Here is a 15,022-nt window from a genome sequence, read left to right as displayed (position 1 = left end):
AGGTTTGCGAACTGTTCTGTTTGTCAGGCCGCCATGACCCGCATCAGCGCGGGGTAGGCGAGGAAGACCAGGAACGCGGCGCAGAGCAGGAGCTGGGCGACCAGCATCGACTGGGACCGCTCGCCCGCCTTGCCCTCCAGCTCCGACAGCTCGCGGCTGCGCATCGAGGCGGCCCGAGCCGCCAGCGACTTGCGGATCTGCGCGCCGTCGTCGGCGACCAGCGCCAGCGCGCCGGCCATGTCGCGCAGCTCGGCGATGTCGAGCTCGTCGCCGAGCCGGCCCAGCGCCTGCCACGGCGTCTGCCCGGTGATGCGGGCGTTGGACAGGGCGTCCCGGATCCGGTGCATCGCCCACCCCTCGCCCACCCCGGACGCGGTCATCAGCGCCTCGGGCACGCCCCGGCCGCCGGCCAGGTTCATCGACACCAGGTCGAGGAACGCGCCGACGACGTGCCGGAAGTCCTGCCGCCGCGAGGCCGCCTCCTGCCGCAGCTGCATGTCGGGGAAGAAGAAGAACAGCACCGCGAAGAACACGCAGATCCACATCGGGACCTGGAACGACACCCCCGCGCCCAGCAGCGCGAAGTAGGCCACCACGATCGGGATGAACAGCAGCGCGCCCGCGGGCAGCAGGAACTTGGTGGCCAGGAAGCCTTCCAGCGAGCGTTCGGTGATGGCCAGGTCCGCGCGGATCGAGCGCAGCTTCCAGCCGCGCGACTCGCAGTACCGGGCCAGCTCCGCGCCGACCTTGGCGCGCAGCGTCCCGACCTTGTCGAGCGTGGGCGACTTCCGCCCGGCTTGCGCGTCCTCCAGGTCGCGGCGGCGTGCGGCGTCGAAGGCGGCCAGCCGCGCCGCCAGCCCCGGCCGGGCCGGGAAGATGGCGCGGACGAAGAGGTAGAGCCCGGCGCCCACGATGGCGCCCGCGAGCAACGGACCGGTCACGTCACACCACCCCGACACAGAAGCGACGTCCGGCCATGTTCACACCATTCGCATCCCGCGCACAACGATTCCGACTCAGCGGTATGAGTCATTGCCCACCACCGCCTCCGGCGTCCATGGCGTGCCGCCCGCGCAGCACGCTCTGGCCGCCCTTGGCCTGCAACGCGGCGAACGTCGTCGGCACCTCGCCCGGGTCGCCTGGACGCGCCGCACGCGACGTGGTCAGGAACCGGCTGGGCATCTCGTACTTGGCGAGACGGCGCAGCCACAGGAAGCCCGCCCCGTACAGCGCGATCACCAGGCACAGCACCAGCTGGCCCAGGAGGTCGTCGTACGGCTCGACGTAGGAGTGGTTGAAGACGGCCAGGCCGATCGCCGTCCCGACCGAGACGCCGACGACGATGCGGACGCTGCGGCGGGTGGCGCGCCGGTCGGCCTCGACGCGGCGGCGCATGTCCAGTTCGGCCCGCGCGGAGGTGGCCAGCGCGCCGAGCATGTCGCGCAGCCCCGGGCCGCGCAGCTTGGCGTTCAGGATCAGCGCGGCGATCACCAGGTCGGCGGACGGGTCGTTCAGGTCGTCGGCGAAGCGGCGCAGCGCGTCCGGCAGCGGGACGCGGGTGTGCATCCGGTCGACCAGCGAGCGCAGCGGCTGCTGCAGGACGGGCGAGGAAGCGCGCAGCGAGGCGGGAATGGCCTGCTCAAGACCGACCGCGCCGGCGATCGTGTCGCGCAGCGACTCGGTCCAGGCGGCGAGGGCCTCCAGCCTTGCCATGCTCTTCCGCTCCTCGGCGGCGCCGCCCGCGAGACCGTTCCAGGCCAGCACGAGCACGCCGGTGCCGGCGGCGGCGATCGGCCAGCGGGTGACGACCAGCACCGCCAGCCCGACGATGATCGCGAGCGCGGTACGGGTGGTGAGGGTGCGCACCAGCTCCTCGCGGCTGCGCTTGGGCGGCGGCCCCGACCGTGCGGGCATCCCCCGGATCGCCAGGACCAGCAGCAGGATCCCGCCGCCGCCGAGCCCGCCGGCGGCGATGGCCAGCAGCACATCGGGCGCGTACATCACCGCACCCCGCTCTGCCGCCGGCAACGCAGGCCGGCGCCGCGCAGGGACACGCTCACCAGGCACCTCCGATGGACGTGTCGTAGCCGAACTCGGCCAGGTCGTCGGCGCAGGCGATGGGCGCGGCGGGCACGGCGATGCCGTCCGGTCCGGCGGCGAAGACCTCCGAGGACAGCACCCGGCCGTCCGCGCCGGTCACCTCGCGGACGCTGGAGACGAACCGGCGCAGCCGGCCGCCGCGCGCGTAGTCGTTGCGCTTCTCGATGAACACCACGAACTCGATGGCGCCCGCGATCAGCATGTGCGTGGCCTCGATCGGCAGCCGCTCCTCCGACTGGATCGCGTAGGTGGCGATGCGGTTGAAGACCTCCATCGAGGAGTTGGCGTGGATGGTCGAGAGCGAGCCGTCGTTGCCCTGCGTCATCGCGTTCAGCATGGTGACGATCTCGTCGCCCAGCACCTCGCCGACGATCACCCGGGACGGGTTCATCCGCAGCGACCGGCGGACCAGCTCGGCCATCGAGATCGCGCCCTGCCCCTCGGAGTTGGGCAGCCGCTGCTCGAACGCGACGCAGTTGGGGTGCAGCTCGGGGAAGGCGTCCAGGCCCAGCTCCAGCGCACGCTCCACGGTGATCAGCCGCTCGTGCGCGGGGATCTCGTTGGCGACGGCGCGCAGCAGCGTGGTCTTCCCGGCGTTGGTGGCCCCGGCGATCATGATGTTCTTGCGGGCGTGCACGGCGGCCTTGAAGAAGTGGCCGATCTCGGGGGTGAAGGTGCCGTTGCCGACCAGGTCGGACAGGAACACCTTGCCCAGCCGGGCGCGCCGGATCGACAGCGCGGGCCGCACCGTCACGTCCATCACCGCCGACAGCCGGGAGCCGTCGGGCAGGCGCAGGTCGAGCTGCGGGTTGGCGGTGTCGAACGGCCGGGACGACAGCCCGCTGTAGGCGGCGAGGATCTGGATGAGCTCGACCAGCTCCTCGTCGCTCTCCGCGACCGGCTCGCCCATGACCTCGCGGCCGTCGGCGTACCCGATGAAGACCCGGTCGCAGCCGTTGATGTCGATGTTCTCGATCTCCGGGTCCTCCAGGAGCGGCTGGAGTCGTCCGACGCCGAACAGCGCGGCGTGCACGCCCGCGGCCAGCGCCTCCTCCTCTTCGGCGTTCGGCGGGCGCCGCCCGGAGGTGATCTCGCCGCGCGCGAACTCCTCCAGCACCTGGCCGATGAGGGCGCGGGCGAACTGCCGCTCGTCCTCACCGGTCATCGGCGGGAGGCCGCCGGAGGCGTCCAGCCGCCGCTGCTGGGCCAGCCGGTCGCCGACCTCCTGGCGCAGCCGCTTGACGAGGCCGTGGTCCACCTAGAGCCTCCCTTCCTGGTACTGCTGCCGCGGGTCCGGGAGCGGGCGTGCCGGGACGTCCTGGACGGTGCCGCCGGGCGGAGGCGGAGCCGGGGGCTGGACGGCGGGCCGGACGGCGCCGAGGCGGCTGACGAGCGTGCCCGCGGCCTCGCGCGCCGAGCGGATCAGCAGCGACCGGTCGAGCCGCCCGCCCCAGCTTCCGGACAGCAGTTCGGCGCCCTTGAGGTCGAGCGCCAGCCCGCCCAGCACGCTCACCGGCGGCGGTGCGGGCCCGTAGTCGGCATCGGCGGGCGCGCCGTCCTGGCCGCGCAGCCGGCTCTGGACGCCGGCGACGATGCGGTCGACCTCGGCGATCGAGGCGCGGAAGTCGCGCGGATCGGCCAGCACGATCACCCCGATCGGCGGCCCGCCGCGCAGCTCGGCGGCCAGCGCCGACACCCGTTCGCGCAGGTGCGCGACCTGTTCCAGGGTGGCGCGGGTGAACAGCACCACCATGTCGGCCTCGCGCAGCAGGTCGTTCAGCGGGGAGCCGGCGCCCAGCCGCCCGCAGTCGGCCAGCACGTCCACCGGGGACAGCCCGGCGAAGGCGCGGCCGAGCGGGCCCCACAGCCAGGTCATGGCCTGCGCCTGCTCGGCGTTGGTGAGGCCGACCAGCACGTCCAGGCCGCCGACCAGCCGCTGGCAGTGCTCGGCGATCTGGTCGGGGCGCAGGCCGCGGCGGGCGGTGGCGGCCAGGCTGAGCAGCCCGCGGGACGGGTTGAGCATGCCGCCGTCCCGGGCGCCTCCGGAGCCGTCGGCGGGCAGCCGGTACACCAGGTCGCCGCCGCCCTGGTCGCATTCGGCGACCAGGACCGGGCGCGGCCAGACGGCGCCGAGGGCGACGGCGGCCGTCGTGACGCCCGGCGCCCCCTTGTCGGCCGCGAGCGCGATGAGTGCCACGGTCAGTTCCCGCCCGTACCGTTCGGGGCCTGGGAGCCGCCGCCCGGGCCTTGCGGGGTGCGGCCGCCCGCGCCGCCGGCCCCTCCCGTCCCGCCGTTCGGGGACGCGCCGGGCGAGGGGCTCTGCGGCCCCTCCGGCTGCCCCTGGTTCCCTGTCGGGGGCGGCTGCTGCGGCTGCCCGCCCGAAACCCGGGTGCCCTCGGGGATCAGCGCGACCGCGACCGTGCCGGCGGAGGCTCCCTGGGTCACCAGCGGCGCCTCGTTCGGCGGCACCGCCACGTCCACCGTGGTCTGGTCGCCGCGCAGCCGGCCGCTGTCGCCGCCCTGCGTCACGCCGACCACGATCGCGTCCGCGGACAGGACGGTGCCGGCGCGCGGGCCGCCGCCGGTGCCGCCGCCCACCGCGTACAGGCTGACCCGCTTGCCGGTCTCCATGCCGCGGGAGGGGAACTGGCCGGGCTTGAGCGCCAGCCCGACGACGACGCGGCCCTTGGCGGCGTCGTCGGTGCGGCTGACCATCCGGTTGGTGAGCAGCGCGCCCTGGACGAGCGGGACGGCGGCGTAGGTGCGGGCCACCGCGGCGCGCTCGGTCCAGTTGATGTAGTAGTCGGCGCCGGTGTCGCTGACCTGGACCTCCTCGAGGGCGTTGAGCGGGATGCGCTGCCCGGCCGCGACCGGCTGCGCGATCCGGATCGCCGAGACCCGCTGGCCGCTGGCCATCACCAGGTATGCGCTGGCGAGCGCGCCGCCGAGGATGAGCAGCACGGCCAGCGCGGCGAGCGCGGGCTTGCGTTCGCGCGGGGCGGCCGGAAGCCGCTGGCCGCCCGCGGCGCCCAGCCCGGAACGGCCGAGGCCGTCGCCGCCGGGGCCGCCGGCCGGTGTGGTCGCGACGCCTCCTGCGACGGCCGACTGGTTGGACTTCATCGCACTGCCCACGTGCTCCCTTCTCGCCCCTGCGGGACCCGCCCCCCGCGAGATCCCGCTTCACCGGGCGATCCATGCTTGCGGTGCCGATGATGCCGCGTCAATGGATTCGGCGAGGTGAAGCCGGTCCGTAACGTGATGTGCGCCGTTGACCAGCATTAACGTTGATCACTTCCGTTCTTACGAACAGTCACAGAAATCGCTGACAACACGGAGCCGACTTCTGCCGTTACCGTCGGATATGTCATGAGAGCAACGGGACGTTGCACGAAAGGGGAAGACCGGTGACCACCGAAGGTAAGGCCGGGCTGCCCGGAGCCCGGGGCGAACGGGCCGGTCCCGCGGCTCCGCCCCCTTGAACCCGCCGGGTAATTAAGCTGACCCGAGCGGCGGCGCGCCAGGGAGGGCTCGAATGCGGATCTCGTTCACGGCACTGACCGGCCGAGGGCCACGGGATGTCGTGATCAATCTCGATTCGGAGGTGACCGTCGACGGTGTCGCTCGTTCCCTTTTCAGCGCCCTCGACGGCAAGGACGGCCACGGCGGAGGCGCGGACGGAGAATCGTCGCCGAATCATCGGCCCGGAGTCCTGAGACCACGCTTTTCGAAGGAGTCGTTGCCGAAGATCGCCGCGGGCGGCCCGGCCACCGGCGGACTGGCCGCGGCCCGTCCCGTGCAGGACGCGGCGGCGAACGGCGGTGACAGCGGTCAGCGGGCGCTCTGGATGGACGGCCGGATGCTCGACCCGCAGGCGCGCGCCGTCCGGGAGCTGCGCGACGGCGCGGTCGTGGCCGTCGAGCAGCGCACCGCCGCCGCGACCGTCCTCGCCGAGCCGACCGGCCTGGTCGAGGTGCGCGTGGTCGCGGGCCCGGCGGCGGGCTCGGTGCACCGGCTCGGGCTCGGCGCCAGCACGCTCGGATCGGGCCCCGACGTGGACGTCACGGTGCACGATTCCGCGATCCCCGCACGTTCGCTGCGCGTCACCGTGGAGCGCGACGCCGTGCAGGTCGAGGCGTCCGCGCGCACACTCGGCGGGGGCGCGCTGCTGGACGGGGAACCGATCTCCGGCAAGACCACCTGGCCGGTCGGGGGGATGCTGGCCATCGGTTCAAGCATCCTCACCGTCGCGCCCAGCGCCGCACCCGACACGCACCTGGAGCCGCTGCCCGAAGGCGGGTTGGCGTTCAACCGTCCGCCGCGTCTCAACCCTGCCGGACGGGGCCGCCACTTGGAGGTGCCCAAGCGTCCCGAACGAAACCCGCGCGAACGGCTGAGACTGTTCGGCGCGCTGCTGTTCTCCGCTTTCGGGCTCGTCATGGCGTTCGCCCTAGGGCAGTGGTGGTGGGCGCTGTTCGCGCTGGCCTGGCCTGTGATGACGGTCGGGGAATGGGTCGGCGACCGGTTGCACGGGCGCAAGTCGTACAAGAAGGCACTGAAGGAGTACCAGGGCAAGGTCGCCGAGTTCGGAGGCAAGCTCGACGGGCTTCGCAAGGAGGACGAGGCCGAACGGCGCGCGATCCACCCCGACCCCGCCGAAGTGCTGCTGACGGCGACCGGCCCTAGGCGACGCCTCTGGGAGCGCCGCCTCACCGACGCCGACACGCTGCATCTGCGTCTAGGTGTGGCCGATCTCCCCGCCCGTATCGAACTGGCCGGCCTGGACGACAAAGCCGCCACCTCCACCACCGATCCCGAACTGGGCGACGTGCGAGTGCCCACGGCGCATCTCGTACCGGTCGCCTTGCCGCTGCCAGAGCTCGGGGTCGTCGGCCTCACCGGCCCCCGGCACGCCTCGCGCGCGCTTGCACGGTGGATGGTCGCGCAGGCCGCCGCGCTGCACAGCCCCCGCGACCTGGCCATCGTCGTGCTCAGCGCAGACCAGGAGGCCGGGGACGAATGGAACTGGGTGCGCTGGCTGCCGCACTGCGCGCCGCGCGAGGGCGAGGAGTGCATGGCCTTGGTGGGCACCGACTCCGAATCGGTCGCGCACCGCATCACCGAGCTCGCCATCCGGGTGACGGAACGGCGGCGCACCGCCCAGGCCCAGACCGCCCACTTCGGCCAGGGCAAACCAGCCGAGAGCGTCCCGTACAACATCCTCATCGTGCTGGACGGGGCACGCGCACTGCGCCGCGTGCCGGGCATGCCCATGCTCCTGTCCCGCGGCCCCGAGTACGGCCTGTACGCCATCTGCGTGGACGACGAGGAACGCCTCCTGCCCGAGGAATGCACCGCCGTCGCCGCCTGGGACCCGGACCGGCCCGAAACGCTGCGCCTCCGTGGCCAAGGCTTGGACGTGCTAGGCCCAGTGCTGGCCGACCAGGTCTCCCCGGCATGGACCGACCGCGTTGCGCGCGCGCTTGCCCCCGTGCGGGACGTGTCACGTGAAGACGCCGAAGAGGCGATCCCGTCCAATGTGCGGCTGCTGGACCTGCTCGACATGCCCAACCCCAGCGCCGATCACGTACTGGGCGCCTGGGCGCGCACAGGCGGCCGTACGACCCGCGTCCCCATCGGAATCGGCACCGACGGCGCGCATGAGGTCGACCTCCGCACGGACGGCCCCCACGGCCTCATCGCCGGAACCACCGGCGCGGGCAAGTCCGAGCTGCTCCAGACCCTCATCGCCTCCCTCGCCGTGGCCAACCGGCCGGACGAGATGACGTTCGTCCTCATCGACTACAAGGGCGGCGCCGCGTTCAAAGACTGCGCCAGGCTGCCCCACACCGTCGGCATGGTCACCGACCTCGACGGCCACGCCACCGAACGCGCCCTCGAATCGCTCGCCGCCGAACTGCGCCGCCGCGAGGAGACGCTGCTCGACGCGGGCGCCAAGGACATCGAGGACTACAACGACCTGCGGGCCCGCACTCCCGACTTCGCCGCCATGCCCAGGCTCGTCCTCGTCATCGACGAATTCGCCGCCATGGTCACCGACCTGCCCGACTTCGTGACAGGACTGGTCGACATCGGTCGCCGGGGACGTTCCCTAGGGGTGCACCTCATCCTCGCCACGCAACGTCCCGCGGGGGTCGTCACCGCCGACATCCGCGCCAACACCAACCTGCGCGTCGCGCTGCGCGTCACCGACCCTGACGAGTCCACCGACGTGCTGGACGCGGCCGAGGCCGCGCACATCTCCAAGGCGACCCCTGGACGCTGCTACATCCGCTCTGGCGCGTCCGAATTGCACGCCGTCCAGTCCGCCCGCGTCGGCGGGCGGCGCCCAGGCGCCGCGCTAGGCAACGAGGCCACCGTCCTGCCCGTCACGTGGCAGGGCCTGGGCCGCCCCCTGCCCGCGCCCCGCGAACCGGCCGACGACACGATGGTCACCGACCTCGCCGTCCTCGTCCACGCCATAGACGAGGCGGCCCGACGCTCCGGCATACCGCGCCAGCCGTCCCCTTGGCTCACCCCACTGCCCGACCAGGTCCGCCTAACGCCCCGCACGGCCGCAGGGGGTTCCGTGGTGAACGTGCCCCCGATCGCCTTCGGCATCACCGACCTGCCCGCCGTCCAAAGCAGAGAGCCCCTCGCGCTGGACCTCGCCAACGGGGGCCACCTCTACCTGGCAGGTTCCGCCCAATCGGGCCGCTCCACCGCCCTGCGCACCATCGCCGGTTCCCTGGCGGGCGCGTGCTCGCCCTACGACGTCCACCTGTACGCGATCGACTGCGGCGCGAACGCGCTCCTCCCCCTCGTCTCGCTCCCGCACTGCGGCGCGGTCGTCACCCGCGACCAGCTCGACCGCTGCGAACGCCTGCTCACCGCCCTCTCCGCCGAAGTCGCCCGCCGGCAGCAACTCCTAGCCGAAGCGGGCTTCGCGTCCCTGGCCGAGCAGCGCGCCTCCGTGGCGGCCACCGACCGCCTCCCCTACATGACCCTCCTGCTGGACCGCTGGGAAGGCTTCGTCGGCGCGTTCGAGAACTACGACTACGGCCGCCTGGTCGACGCCGTCCTCCGCCTCCTGCGCGAAGGCGCCGCCGTGGGCCTGCGCGCCGTCTTCACCGGCGACCGCACCGGACTCAGCGGCCAGATCTCCACCGTCTTCGACCGCCGCCTCATCCTGCGCATGGCCGACCCCAACGACTACGGGTACGCGGGCCTCCAGGAAAAGCAGGTCCCCGCTGCGATGCCGCCCGGACGCGCCCTGGAACTCCTCACGCCGGGCCTCCCCCTGCGAGAATCGCAGATCGGCCTGCTCGGCGACGACCCGTCCGGCACCGCCCAGGTCGCGGCCCTGCAGGACATCGCCCGCACCTGCGTCAGCCGCTACGGACGCCTTCCCCGCAAGCAACGCCCCGTCCACGTGGACGAACTGCCCGTCCGCATCACCTACCGGGAGGCGATGGCACTCGACCAGGACTTCCTGGCCCCGTCCGCGCTCTGGAGCCTGGTCGGCGTAGGCGGAGACACCCTCGCCCCCGTCGGCATCGACCTCCTCAACGAAGGCCCAGGGTTCGTGGTGGCGGGCCCACCGCGTTCGGGGCGTTCCACCACGCTCCGCACGATCGTCCACTCGCTCCTGGACCCGACCGTCGCGGGCGGGCTGGTCCCCGTCGTCCTCATCACCCCGCGCCGCTCGCCCCTGCGCCTCCTGGCCGGCCGTCCCGGCGTCCTGGGCCTGCTCACCTCAGACTCCGAGTCCGACGACCTGCACGCCGCCATCGGCGACGAGCACCGCTACGTCGTCGTCGTGGACGACGCCGAGCTCCTCGACGAGACCGACCTCGACGACGCCCTCCGCGAAGTGCTGCGCACCGCCCGCGACGGGGAGCACGCCATCGTCATCGGCGGCACCACCGAGGATCTCGGCCGCGGCTACCGCGGCTTCCTGTCCGACACGCGCCGGTCCCGTTCGGGCGTCCTGCTGTCGGTCGGCTCCCCCGACGACGGCGACCTCTTCGGCCTCCGCCTTCCGCGCAACGCGTCCCTGGGCGGCCCCACCGGCCGCGGCCTGTTCGTCGCCACCGGCATGACCACCGGCGTCCAGGTGGCCCTCCCGCCCCCGGTCAGCGGCGACTCGGAGAGGTGACCTACTCCTTCCGGGACGCCAGGATGGCCTCGAACACCCCCGCGAGCTCGGCCGCGTCCTCACCCGCGTGATGCGTGTGCGGCAGTCCCGTGACGCCGAGCTTCTGCTTGATGACGCTCTTGCGCGAGCTGACCCACTCGCACCCTTCCAAGCCCATCCAGTAACTGCGCAGATCGATCCCCGAGCCACTCGCGCTGAACGGGCTCTTGCCGAGAAACCGGTGGAAATACCAGTGCACGAACATCCCGTCGAACACCGCCGGCCCGGCGAGGAACACGGGCCGCCCTTCCTTCCGAAGCCCGTTGATCCACTTCGCCGCCGCGGCCATCGCCTCCTCCGCAGCCGGCGCCTCCCGCAGCAGCCGATCCCGGTCAAGCCCCGACACCGCCAGCGCTTCGGGGACGAACTCGTCCGAGATCGGCCGCAACTCGGTGTAGAACCGCAGGTCGTCCCGCCCGACGACGGCCATGCCCAGCGAGATCATGCTGTACGGCCCGGGAATCGGCCCGTCCGCCTCGACATCGACGGCCACGTACAACTCCGGCAACTTCCCCATGCCGGGACCCTACTGACAGCGCGAAGCGACAGCCAGCGGATAAATCAGCCCATGGTCTTGGAGCCGTCCAGGGCCTCGCGGAGGATGTCGGCGTGGCCGGCATGCTGCGCGGTCTCGGCAACGATGTGCAAGATGACCCGGCGGGCCGACCACTCCTCGCCGGGCGGGTTCCACGGAGCCTTGGGAAGCGGATGCGCGGCGCCCAGGTCGGGCAGGGTGGCGACCACCTCATCCGTCCGGCGCGCCACCTCTTCGTACTCGTCCAGCACGCCCTCCAGCGTCTCGCCGGGCTGCATCTGGAACTCGGCGGCCCGCTGCGCGAAGTCCTCCTCGGTCATGGCCGTGAAGTCGGGCATGACCGACGGCCCCTCCAGAATGAAGACGACCCAGTTCCGCTCGACCGACGCGACGTGCTTGATCAGGCCGCCGATGCACAGCTCGCTCACTGTCGTCCGCTGCCCGGCCTGCTCGTCGGTCAGATCGCGGGCGGTGAAGCGCAGGAAGTGCCGCGCCTTGCCCAGCGCCGCCAGCAGATCGGCCCGCTCGCCCGTAACCGTGATGGTCTCGCCCATGGTCTCCGCCTTTCATGCTCCAGAACCGGGCTTCCTTCCCGGCTCGAACCACGCTAGGCCCCGTAGCGGTCAATTTCTGTCCTAGACCTGCCAGATGTGGCTAAGCGTCTAGACGGTCGGCAATGGGAGCATGAGGATACGAGATCGGATTCTGGACGCCGTCGAGCGAATGCTGGTCTCGGGCGGGACCGACGCCATCCGGCTGGACCTGGTCGCCGCGGAGGCCGGAGTCAGCAAGGGCGGCCTGCTCCACCACTTCAGGTCGAAGCAGACACTGATCCAAGGCGTGCTCGATCGGCTGGTCGAGCGGTTCGAGGCCGAACTGCCCCCGTCCGGTTCACCACCGGGGGCCTTCACCCGGGCCTGGCTCGACGCCACCATCCCTGACACCGACGTCCCCGCGGGAGCACACGCCGACCTGGTCGCGGTCGCTCTGCTCGCCGGGCCGTCCGGCGGCCCGGAGACACTCGAGTCGTTGCGGCGGTGCTACCAGGTCTGGCAGGACAGGCTGGCCGGCGACGGCCTCGATCCGGCCACGGCCCACCTCGTCCGGCTCGCCGTCGACGGCTGGTGGCCGGCGCGGCTGCTGGACCTGGCACCGCCCCGCGACGACCTGCACCGCCAGGTACGCGCCCGGCTCGCCGAGATGATCGGCCAGGAGGGCTGACATGTGCTGCTGAGCGCGACGAAAATCGCCATGCTGGTCACCGACGTCTGCCTGCTTCTGTACTGGGCGGTGGTGTTCACCCACCTGATCCCGCCCGAACTGGCCTACCAGGACTACACCGACCCGATCCTGAGCGACTGGAACAACTCGTTCGTCCTGCTCGACCTGGCCGCGAGTCTCACCGGGCTGGCCGCCTTGTGCGCCTCGTCGGCCTGGCGTCCGCTGATGCTGGTCTCCCTCACCTTGACCAGCACCGCAGGCCTCCAGGCGGTGGCATTCTGGGCGCTGCGCGGCGATTTCACCCTCACCTGGTGGCTGCCCAACCTGTTCCTGCTGCTGTTCCCCCTGCCCGCCCTCATCGTCCTGATCCGCGGGGTCACCACCGGGCCGTCAGCCGGGTCCGGCCAGCGCGGCGAGGCGGCGGGCGAGCCGGGCTGCGGCCTCCCGTAGCTCCGGAGGCTCCAGCACCTCCGCCTCGAAGCCCAGCCGGGCCACATGCATGGCGATCCAGTCCAGGTCCTCCGCGCCGATGACGAGCACGCACCACCCGTCGCGATCGTCCTCGACGCGCCCCACCTGGGGCGGCACCAGCTCCCGCACCTGGTCGGGCCGGGCGTGCAGCCGCACCCGGGCGGGATACCGGTACGGCGCCGCGGTCACGGACCGCTGCACGTACGCGACCGGGTCCGGATGCTCCCTCGCGTGGAAGCGCCAGGTCGTCGCCACCACCTCGCGCATCCGGTCCAGGCGGAAGGTGCGCCAGTCGTCGCGGTCGACGTCCCAGGCCATCAGGTACCAGCGGCGGCCGGTGGTGACCATCCGCACCGGTTCGACCGTGCGCTCGCGCTCCCCTCCGTCCCGAAGGGGGTACAGGAACCGCACCCGCACGGCGTCGCGACAGGCCCGCGCGAGCGTCACCAGCAACTCCGCGTCGATCTCGACCCCTGGGCCGACGAGGGTCTCGGTGGCGCCGTGCACCGCCCGCACCTCGGCGCGCAGCCGGGGCGGCATCACCTGGTCGAGCTTCGCGAGCGCCCGCAGCGCCGCCTCGCCCGCCCCGGTGACCGTGCCCCCCGACGCCAGCCGCAGCGAAACCGCCGTCGCGATCGCCTCCTCGTCGTCGAGGAGCAGCGGCGGCAGCCGGGTGCCCGCGCCGAGCCGGTAGCCGCCGCCGACGCCCACCGTCGCGTGCACCGGGTAGCCGAGCGCGCGCAGCCGCTCCACGTCGCGGCGCACCGAGCGGTCGGTGACCCCCAGCTCGGCGGCGAGTTCGGCGGCGGTCCAGGACGGCCTCCGCTGCAGCAGCGCCAACAGCCGCAGCACCCGCTCTGTCGTCGCCTCAACGGTCACGCGCTCATCGTTCCACAATCAAGGAACGATACTGTCCGCTATTGTGGGCAGGCTGGTCCCATGACCGACCAGACCTGGAACTTCCTGGTCCGAGACCAGCTCACCTGGCACTGGACCAACCAGTTGCGCCCACGCCTCGACGGGCTCACCGACGACGAGTACTTCTGGGAACCGGTGCCCGACTGCTGGAGCGTGCGTCCGCGCGGCACCGGCACCGCACCGGTGCAGGCCGGATCCGGCGCGATGACCATCGACTTCGCGATGCCGGAGCCCGACCCGCCGCCGTTCAGCACGATCGCGTGGCGGCTCGGGCACGTGATCGTCGGCGTGCTCGCGGTGCGCAACGCCGCGCACTTCGGTCGCGCGCCCACCGACTACCAGTCGTTCGAGTACGCCGCGACCGCGGACGAGGCACTGGCCCAGCTCGACGCGGAGTACGCCACATGGCTGGCCGGGGTCGAGTCCCTCGGCGAAACCGGCCTCGCCCGCCCATGCGGCGAGGCTGAGGGACCGTACGCCGACTCCTCACTGGCAAGGCTGGTGCTGCACATCAACCGCGAGATGATCCACCATCTGGCAGAGGTGTGCCTGCTCCGCGACCTCTACTCACACCGGGAGGCGAGCTGACATGGCCCGCGACGTCCAGATCACCTTCGACTGCGCCGACCCGGCCGGGCTGTCCGCGTTCTGGGCCGAGGCCCTCGGCTACCGGCTGCAGGACCCGCCCGAAGGCTTCGAATCATGGGAGCAGGCATTGGAAGCGATAGGCGTGCCACCCGAGAGCCGCAACGACGCCTCGGCGGTGGTCGACCCCGAGGGCTCCGGGCCGCGGCTGTTCTTCCAACGGGTGCCGGAGGGCAAGCAGGCCAAGAACCGCGTGCACCTCGATGTGCGAGCCGCCCCCGGACTCGAAGGCGACGCACGGATGGCGGCCCTGGAGGCCGAGGCCGAACGGCTCGTCTCCCACGGCGCCACCCGGGTCGAGCGGCACGAACCCGCACCCCCGCTCGGCGCCGGCCACATCGTGATGACCGACCCCGAGGGCAACGAGTTCTGCCTCGACTGACCAGCGCGGGGCGAGCGCGGATCCCGGCCTCGGAGACGAACCGGGATCCGCGGCCCCAGCATGACCGCCGTCCCCAAACGGCACCACGGAGACGCTGAGGCAGCTTCACCTCTTCAGTTACGACGGCCTCGGTGTGCATTTGTAGATCTGACCGAACCGCTGCTGCGCGATCCGCATGAACGCGAACATATCCTGCACCGCATCCCGCCCCCCGCACCACCGGGACGAAATCGATACTTATCCACGGCCTTTCTTTCCCACATCGGAAGAGGCTGATTACATAGTTGGGATGCGCGACTCCCGCATCAGGGCTTGCGAAACCCCGCCCCAACTCCCGCGGAAGACGCGATGGACTGTTCTCCACAAAGGAACGCTCTAGCGGTTCGAGAATTTTCTCGCCGTCACGATAACTCCAATGAATACCCAGCGCTTTCCGACGATTCGAGTGCGCTATGCACAGCCTCGAACCTTCCTCGACGCCACTCCACTCAGGACGCTTCTGGCTTGCCAGTCCCGTAACGTCTCGAAATGCTTTCACGGGGACCAGGTCACATAG

13 protein-coding genes are annotated in these 15,022 nt (G+C 71.9%); 5 read left to right on the top strand and 8 right to left on the bottom strand.

Annotated features, from left to right (window positions below; all coding sequences use genetic code 11):
• Positions 1-23: 23 nt before the first annotated feature.
• The 5 genes from ABD340_RS41020 to ABD340_RS41000 form a co-directional block, all read right to left on the bottom strand.
• Complete coding sequence (locus ABD340_RS41020) at positions 24-941, bottom strand: type II secretion system F family protein (protein ID WP_344596711.1); 918 nt, start codon at positions 939-941, stop codon at positions 24-26.
• Positions 942-1,029: 88 nt separating this feature from the next.
• A complete protein-coding gene (locus tag ABD340_RS41015; RefSeq protein ID WP_344596709.1) occupies positions 1,030-2,001 on the bottom strand; it encodes a type II secretion system F family protein in 972 nt (323 codons plus the stop codon).
• A 55-nt stretch (positions 2,002-2,056) separates the two neighbouring features.
• The gene (locus ABD340_RS41010; RefSeq protein ID WP_344596708.1) at positions 2,057-3,358 is read right to left on the bottom strand and encodes a TadA family conjugal transfer-associated ATPase; all 1,302 of its coding nucleotides are present in this window, start codon (positions 3,356-3,358) and stop codon (positions 2,057-2,059) included.
• Positions 3,359-4,297 carry a hypothetical protein gene (locus ABD340_RS41005; RefSeq protein ID WP_344596707.1) on the bottom strand — a complete coding sequence of 313 codons (939 nt, stop codon included), beginning with the start codon at positions 4,295-4,297 and terminating at the stop codon, positions 3,359-3,361.
• Positions 4,298-4,299: 2 nt separating this feature from the next.
• Positions 4,300-5,232, bottom strand: a complete 933-nt coding sequence (locus tag ABD340_RS41000) for a hypothetical protein (RefSeq protein WP_344596706.1) — start codon at positions 5,230-5,232, stop codon at positions 4,300-4,302.
• A gap of 400 nt (positions 5,233-5,632) precedes the next feature.
• Between ABD340_RS41000 and ABD340_RS40995 the strand changes: the two genes are divergently transcribed.
• Complete coding sequence (locus ABD340_RS40995) at positions 5,633-10,255, top strand: FtsK/SpoIIIE domain-containing protein (RefSeq protein WP_425547517.1); 4,623 nt, start codon at positions 5,633-5,635, stop codon at positions 10,253-10,255.
• 1 nt (position 10,256) lies between these two features.
• Here the strand turns inward: ABD340_RS40995 and ABD340_RS40990 are convergent, their stop codons facing one another.
• Entirely contained in the window at positions 10,257-10,811 is a 555-nt protein-coding gene (locus ABD340_RS40990) for an exonuclease (RefSeq protein WP_344596703.1), read from the bottom strand.
• 44 nt (positions 10,812-10,855) lie between these two features.
• Complete coding sequence (locus tag ABD340_RS40985; RefSeq protein WP_344596702.1) at positions 10,856-11,383, bottom strand: DinB family protein; 528 nt, start codon at positions 11,381-11,383, stop codon at positions 10,856-10,858.
• A 130-nt stretch (positions 11,384-11,513) separates the two neighbouring features.
• Here ABD340_RS40985 and ABD340_RS40980 point away from each other — a divergent pair, with 130 nt between their 5' ends.
• Positions 11,514-12,050 carry a TetR/AcrR family transcriptional regulator gene (locus ABD340_RS40980; RefSeq protein WP_344596701.1) on the top strand — a complete coding sequence of 179 codons (537 nt, stop codon included), beginning with the start codon at positions 11,514-11,516 and terminating at the stop codon, positions 12,048-12,050.
• A gap of 3 nt (positions 12,051-12,053) precedes the next feature.
• Positions 12,054-12,500, top strand: a complete 447-nt coding sequence (locus ABD340_RS40975; RefSeq protein WP_344596699.1) for a DUF5360 family protein — start codon at positions 12,054-12,056, stop codon at positions 12,498-12,500.
• Here ABD340_RS40975 and ABD340_RS40970 read toward each other — a convergent pair.
• Complete coding sequence (locus tag ABD340_RS40970; RefSeq protein WP_344596698.1) at positions 12,441-13,400, bottom strand: helix-turn-helix transcriptional regulator; 960 nt, start codon at positions 13,398-13,400, stop codon at positions 12,441-12,443. The two genes, ABD340_RS40975 and ABD340_RS40970, sit on opposite strands and share 60 nt — an antisense overlap.
• A gap of 60 nt (positions 13,401-13,460) precedes the next feature.
• On the opposite strand from ABD340_RS40970, the gene ABD340_RS40965 reads away from it, so the two are divergent.
• On the top strand, positions 13,461-14,027 hold the full coding sequence (locus tag ABD340_RS40965; RefSeq protein ID WP_344596697.1) for a DinB family protein: 567 nt from the start codon (positions 13,461-13,463) through the stop codon (positions 14,025-14,027).
• A 1-nt stretch (position 14,028) separates the two neighbouring features.
• Positions 14,029-14,466, top strand: a complete 438-nt coding sequence (locus tag ABD340_RS40960; RefSeq protein ID WP_344596695.1) for a VOC family protein — start codon at positions 14,029-14,031, stop codon at positions 14,464-14,466.
• The last annotated feature ends 556 nt before the right edge of the window (positions 14,467-15,022 follow it).

Source organism: Actinomadura vinacea (assembly GCF_039532545.1).
In the GTDB taxonomy this organism is placed as follows: domain Bacteria; phylum Actinomycetota; class Actinomycetes; order Streptosporangiales; family Streptosporangiaceae; genus Spirillospora; species Spirillospora vinacea.
This window is presented reverse-complemented; position numbering and strand designations above follow the sequence as displayed.

Excerpts from the sequence above, each read along its gene's own strand:
- ABD340_RS40965 (WP_344596697.1), top strand. The coding sequence starts at position 13,461 with ATGACCGACCAGACCTGGAACTTCCTGGTCCGAGACCAGCTCACCTGG.
- ABD340_RS40960 (WP_344596695.1), top strand. The coding sequence starts at position 14,029 with ATGGCCCGCGACGTCCAGATCACCTTCGACTGCGCCGACCCGGCCGGG.
- ABD340_RS40985 (WP_344596702.1), bottom strand. The coding sequence starts at position 11,383 with ATGGGCGAGACCATCACGGTTACGGGCGAGCGGGCCGATCTGCTGGCG.
- ABD340_RS41015 (WP_344596709.1), bottom strand. The coding sequence starts at position 2,001 with ATGTACGCGCCCGATGTGCTGCTGGCCATCGCCGCCGGCGGGCTCGGC.
- ABD340_RS40995 (WP_425547517.1), top strand. The coding sequence starts at position 5,633 with ATGCGGATCTCGTTCACGGCACTGACCGGCCGAGGGCCACGGGATGTC.
- ABD340_RS40980 (WP_344596701.1), top strand. The coding sequence starts at position 11,514 with ATGAGGATACGAGATCGGATTCTGGACGCCGTCGAGCGAATGCTGGTC.
- ABD340_RS40990 (WP_344596703.1), bottom strand. The coding sequence starts at position 10,811 with ATGGGGAAGTTGCCGGAGTTGTACGTGGCCGTCGATGTCGAGGCGGAC.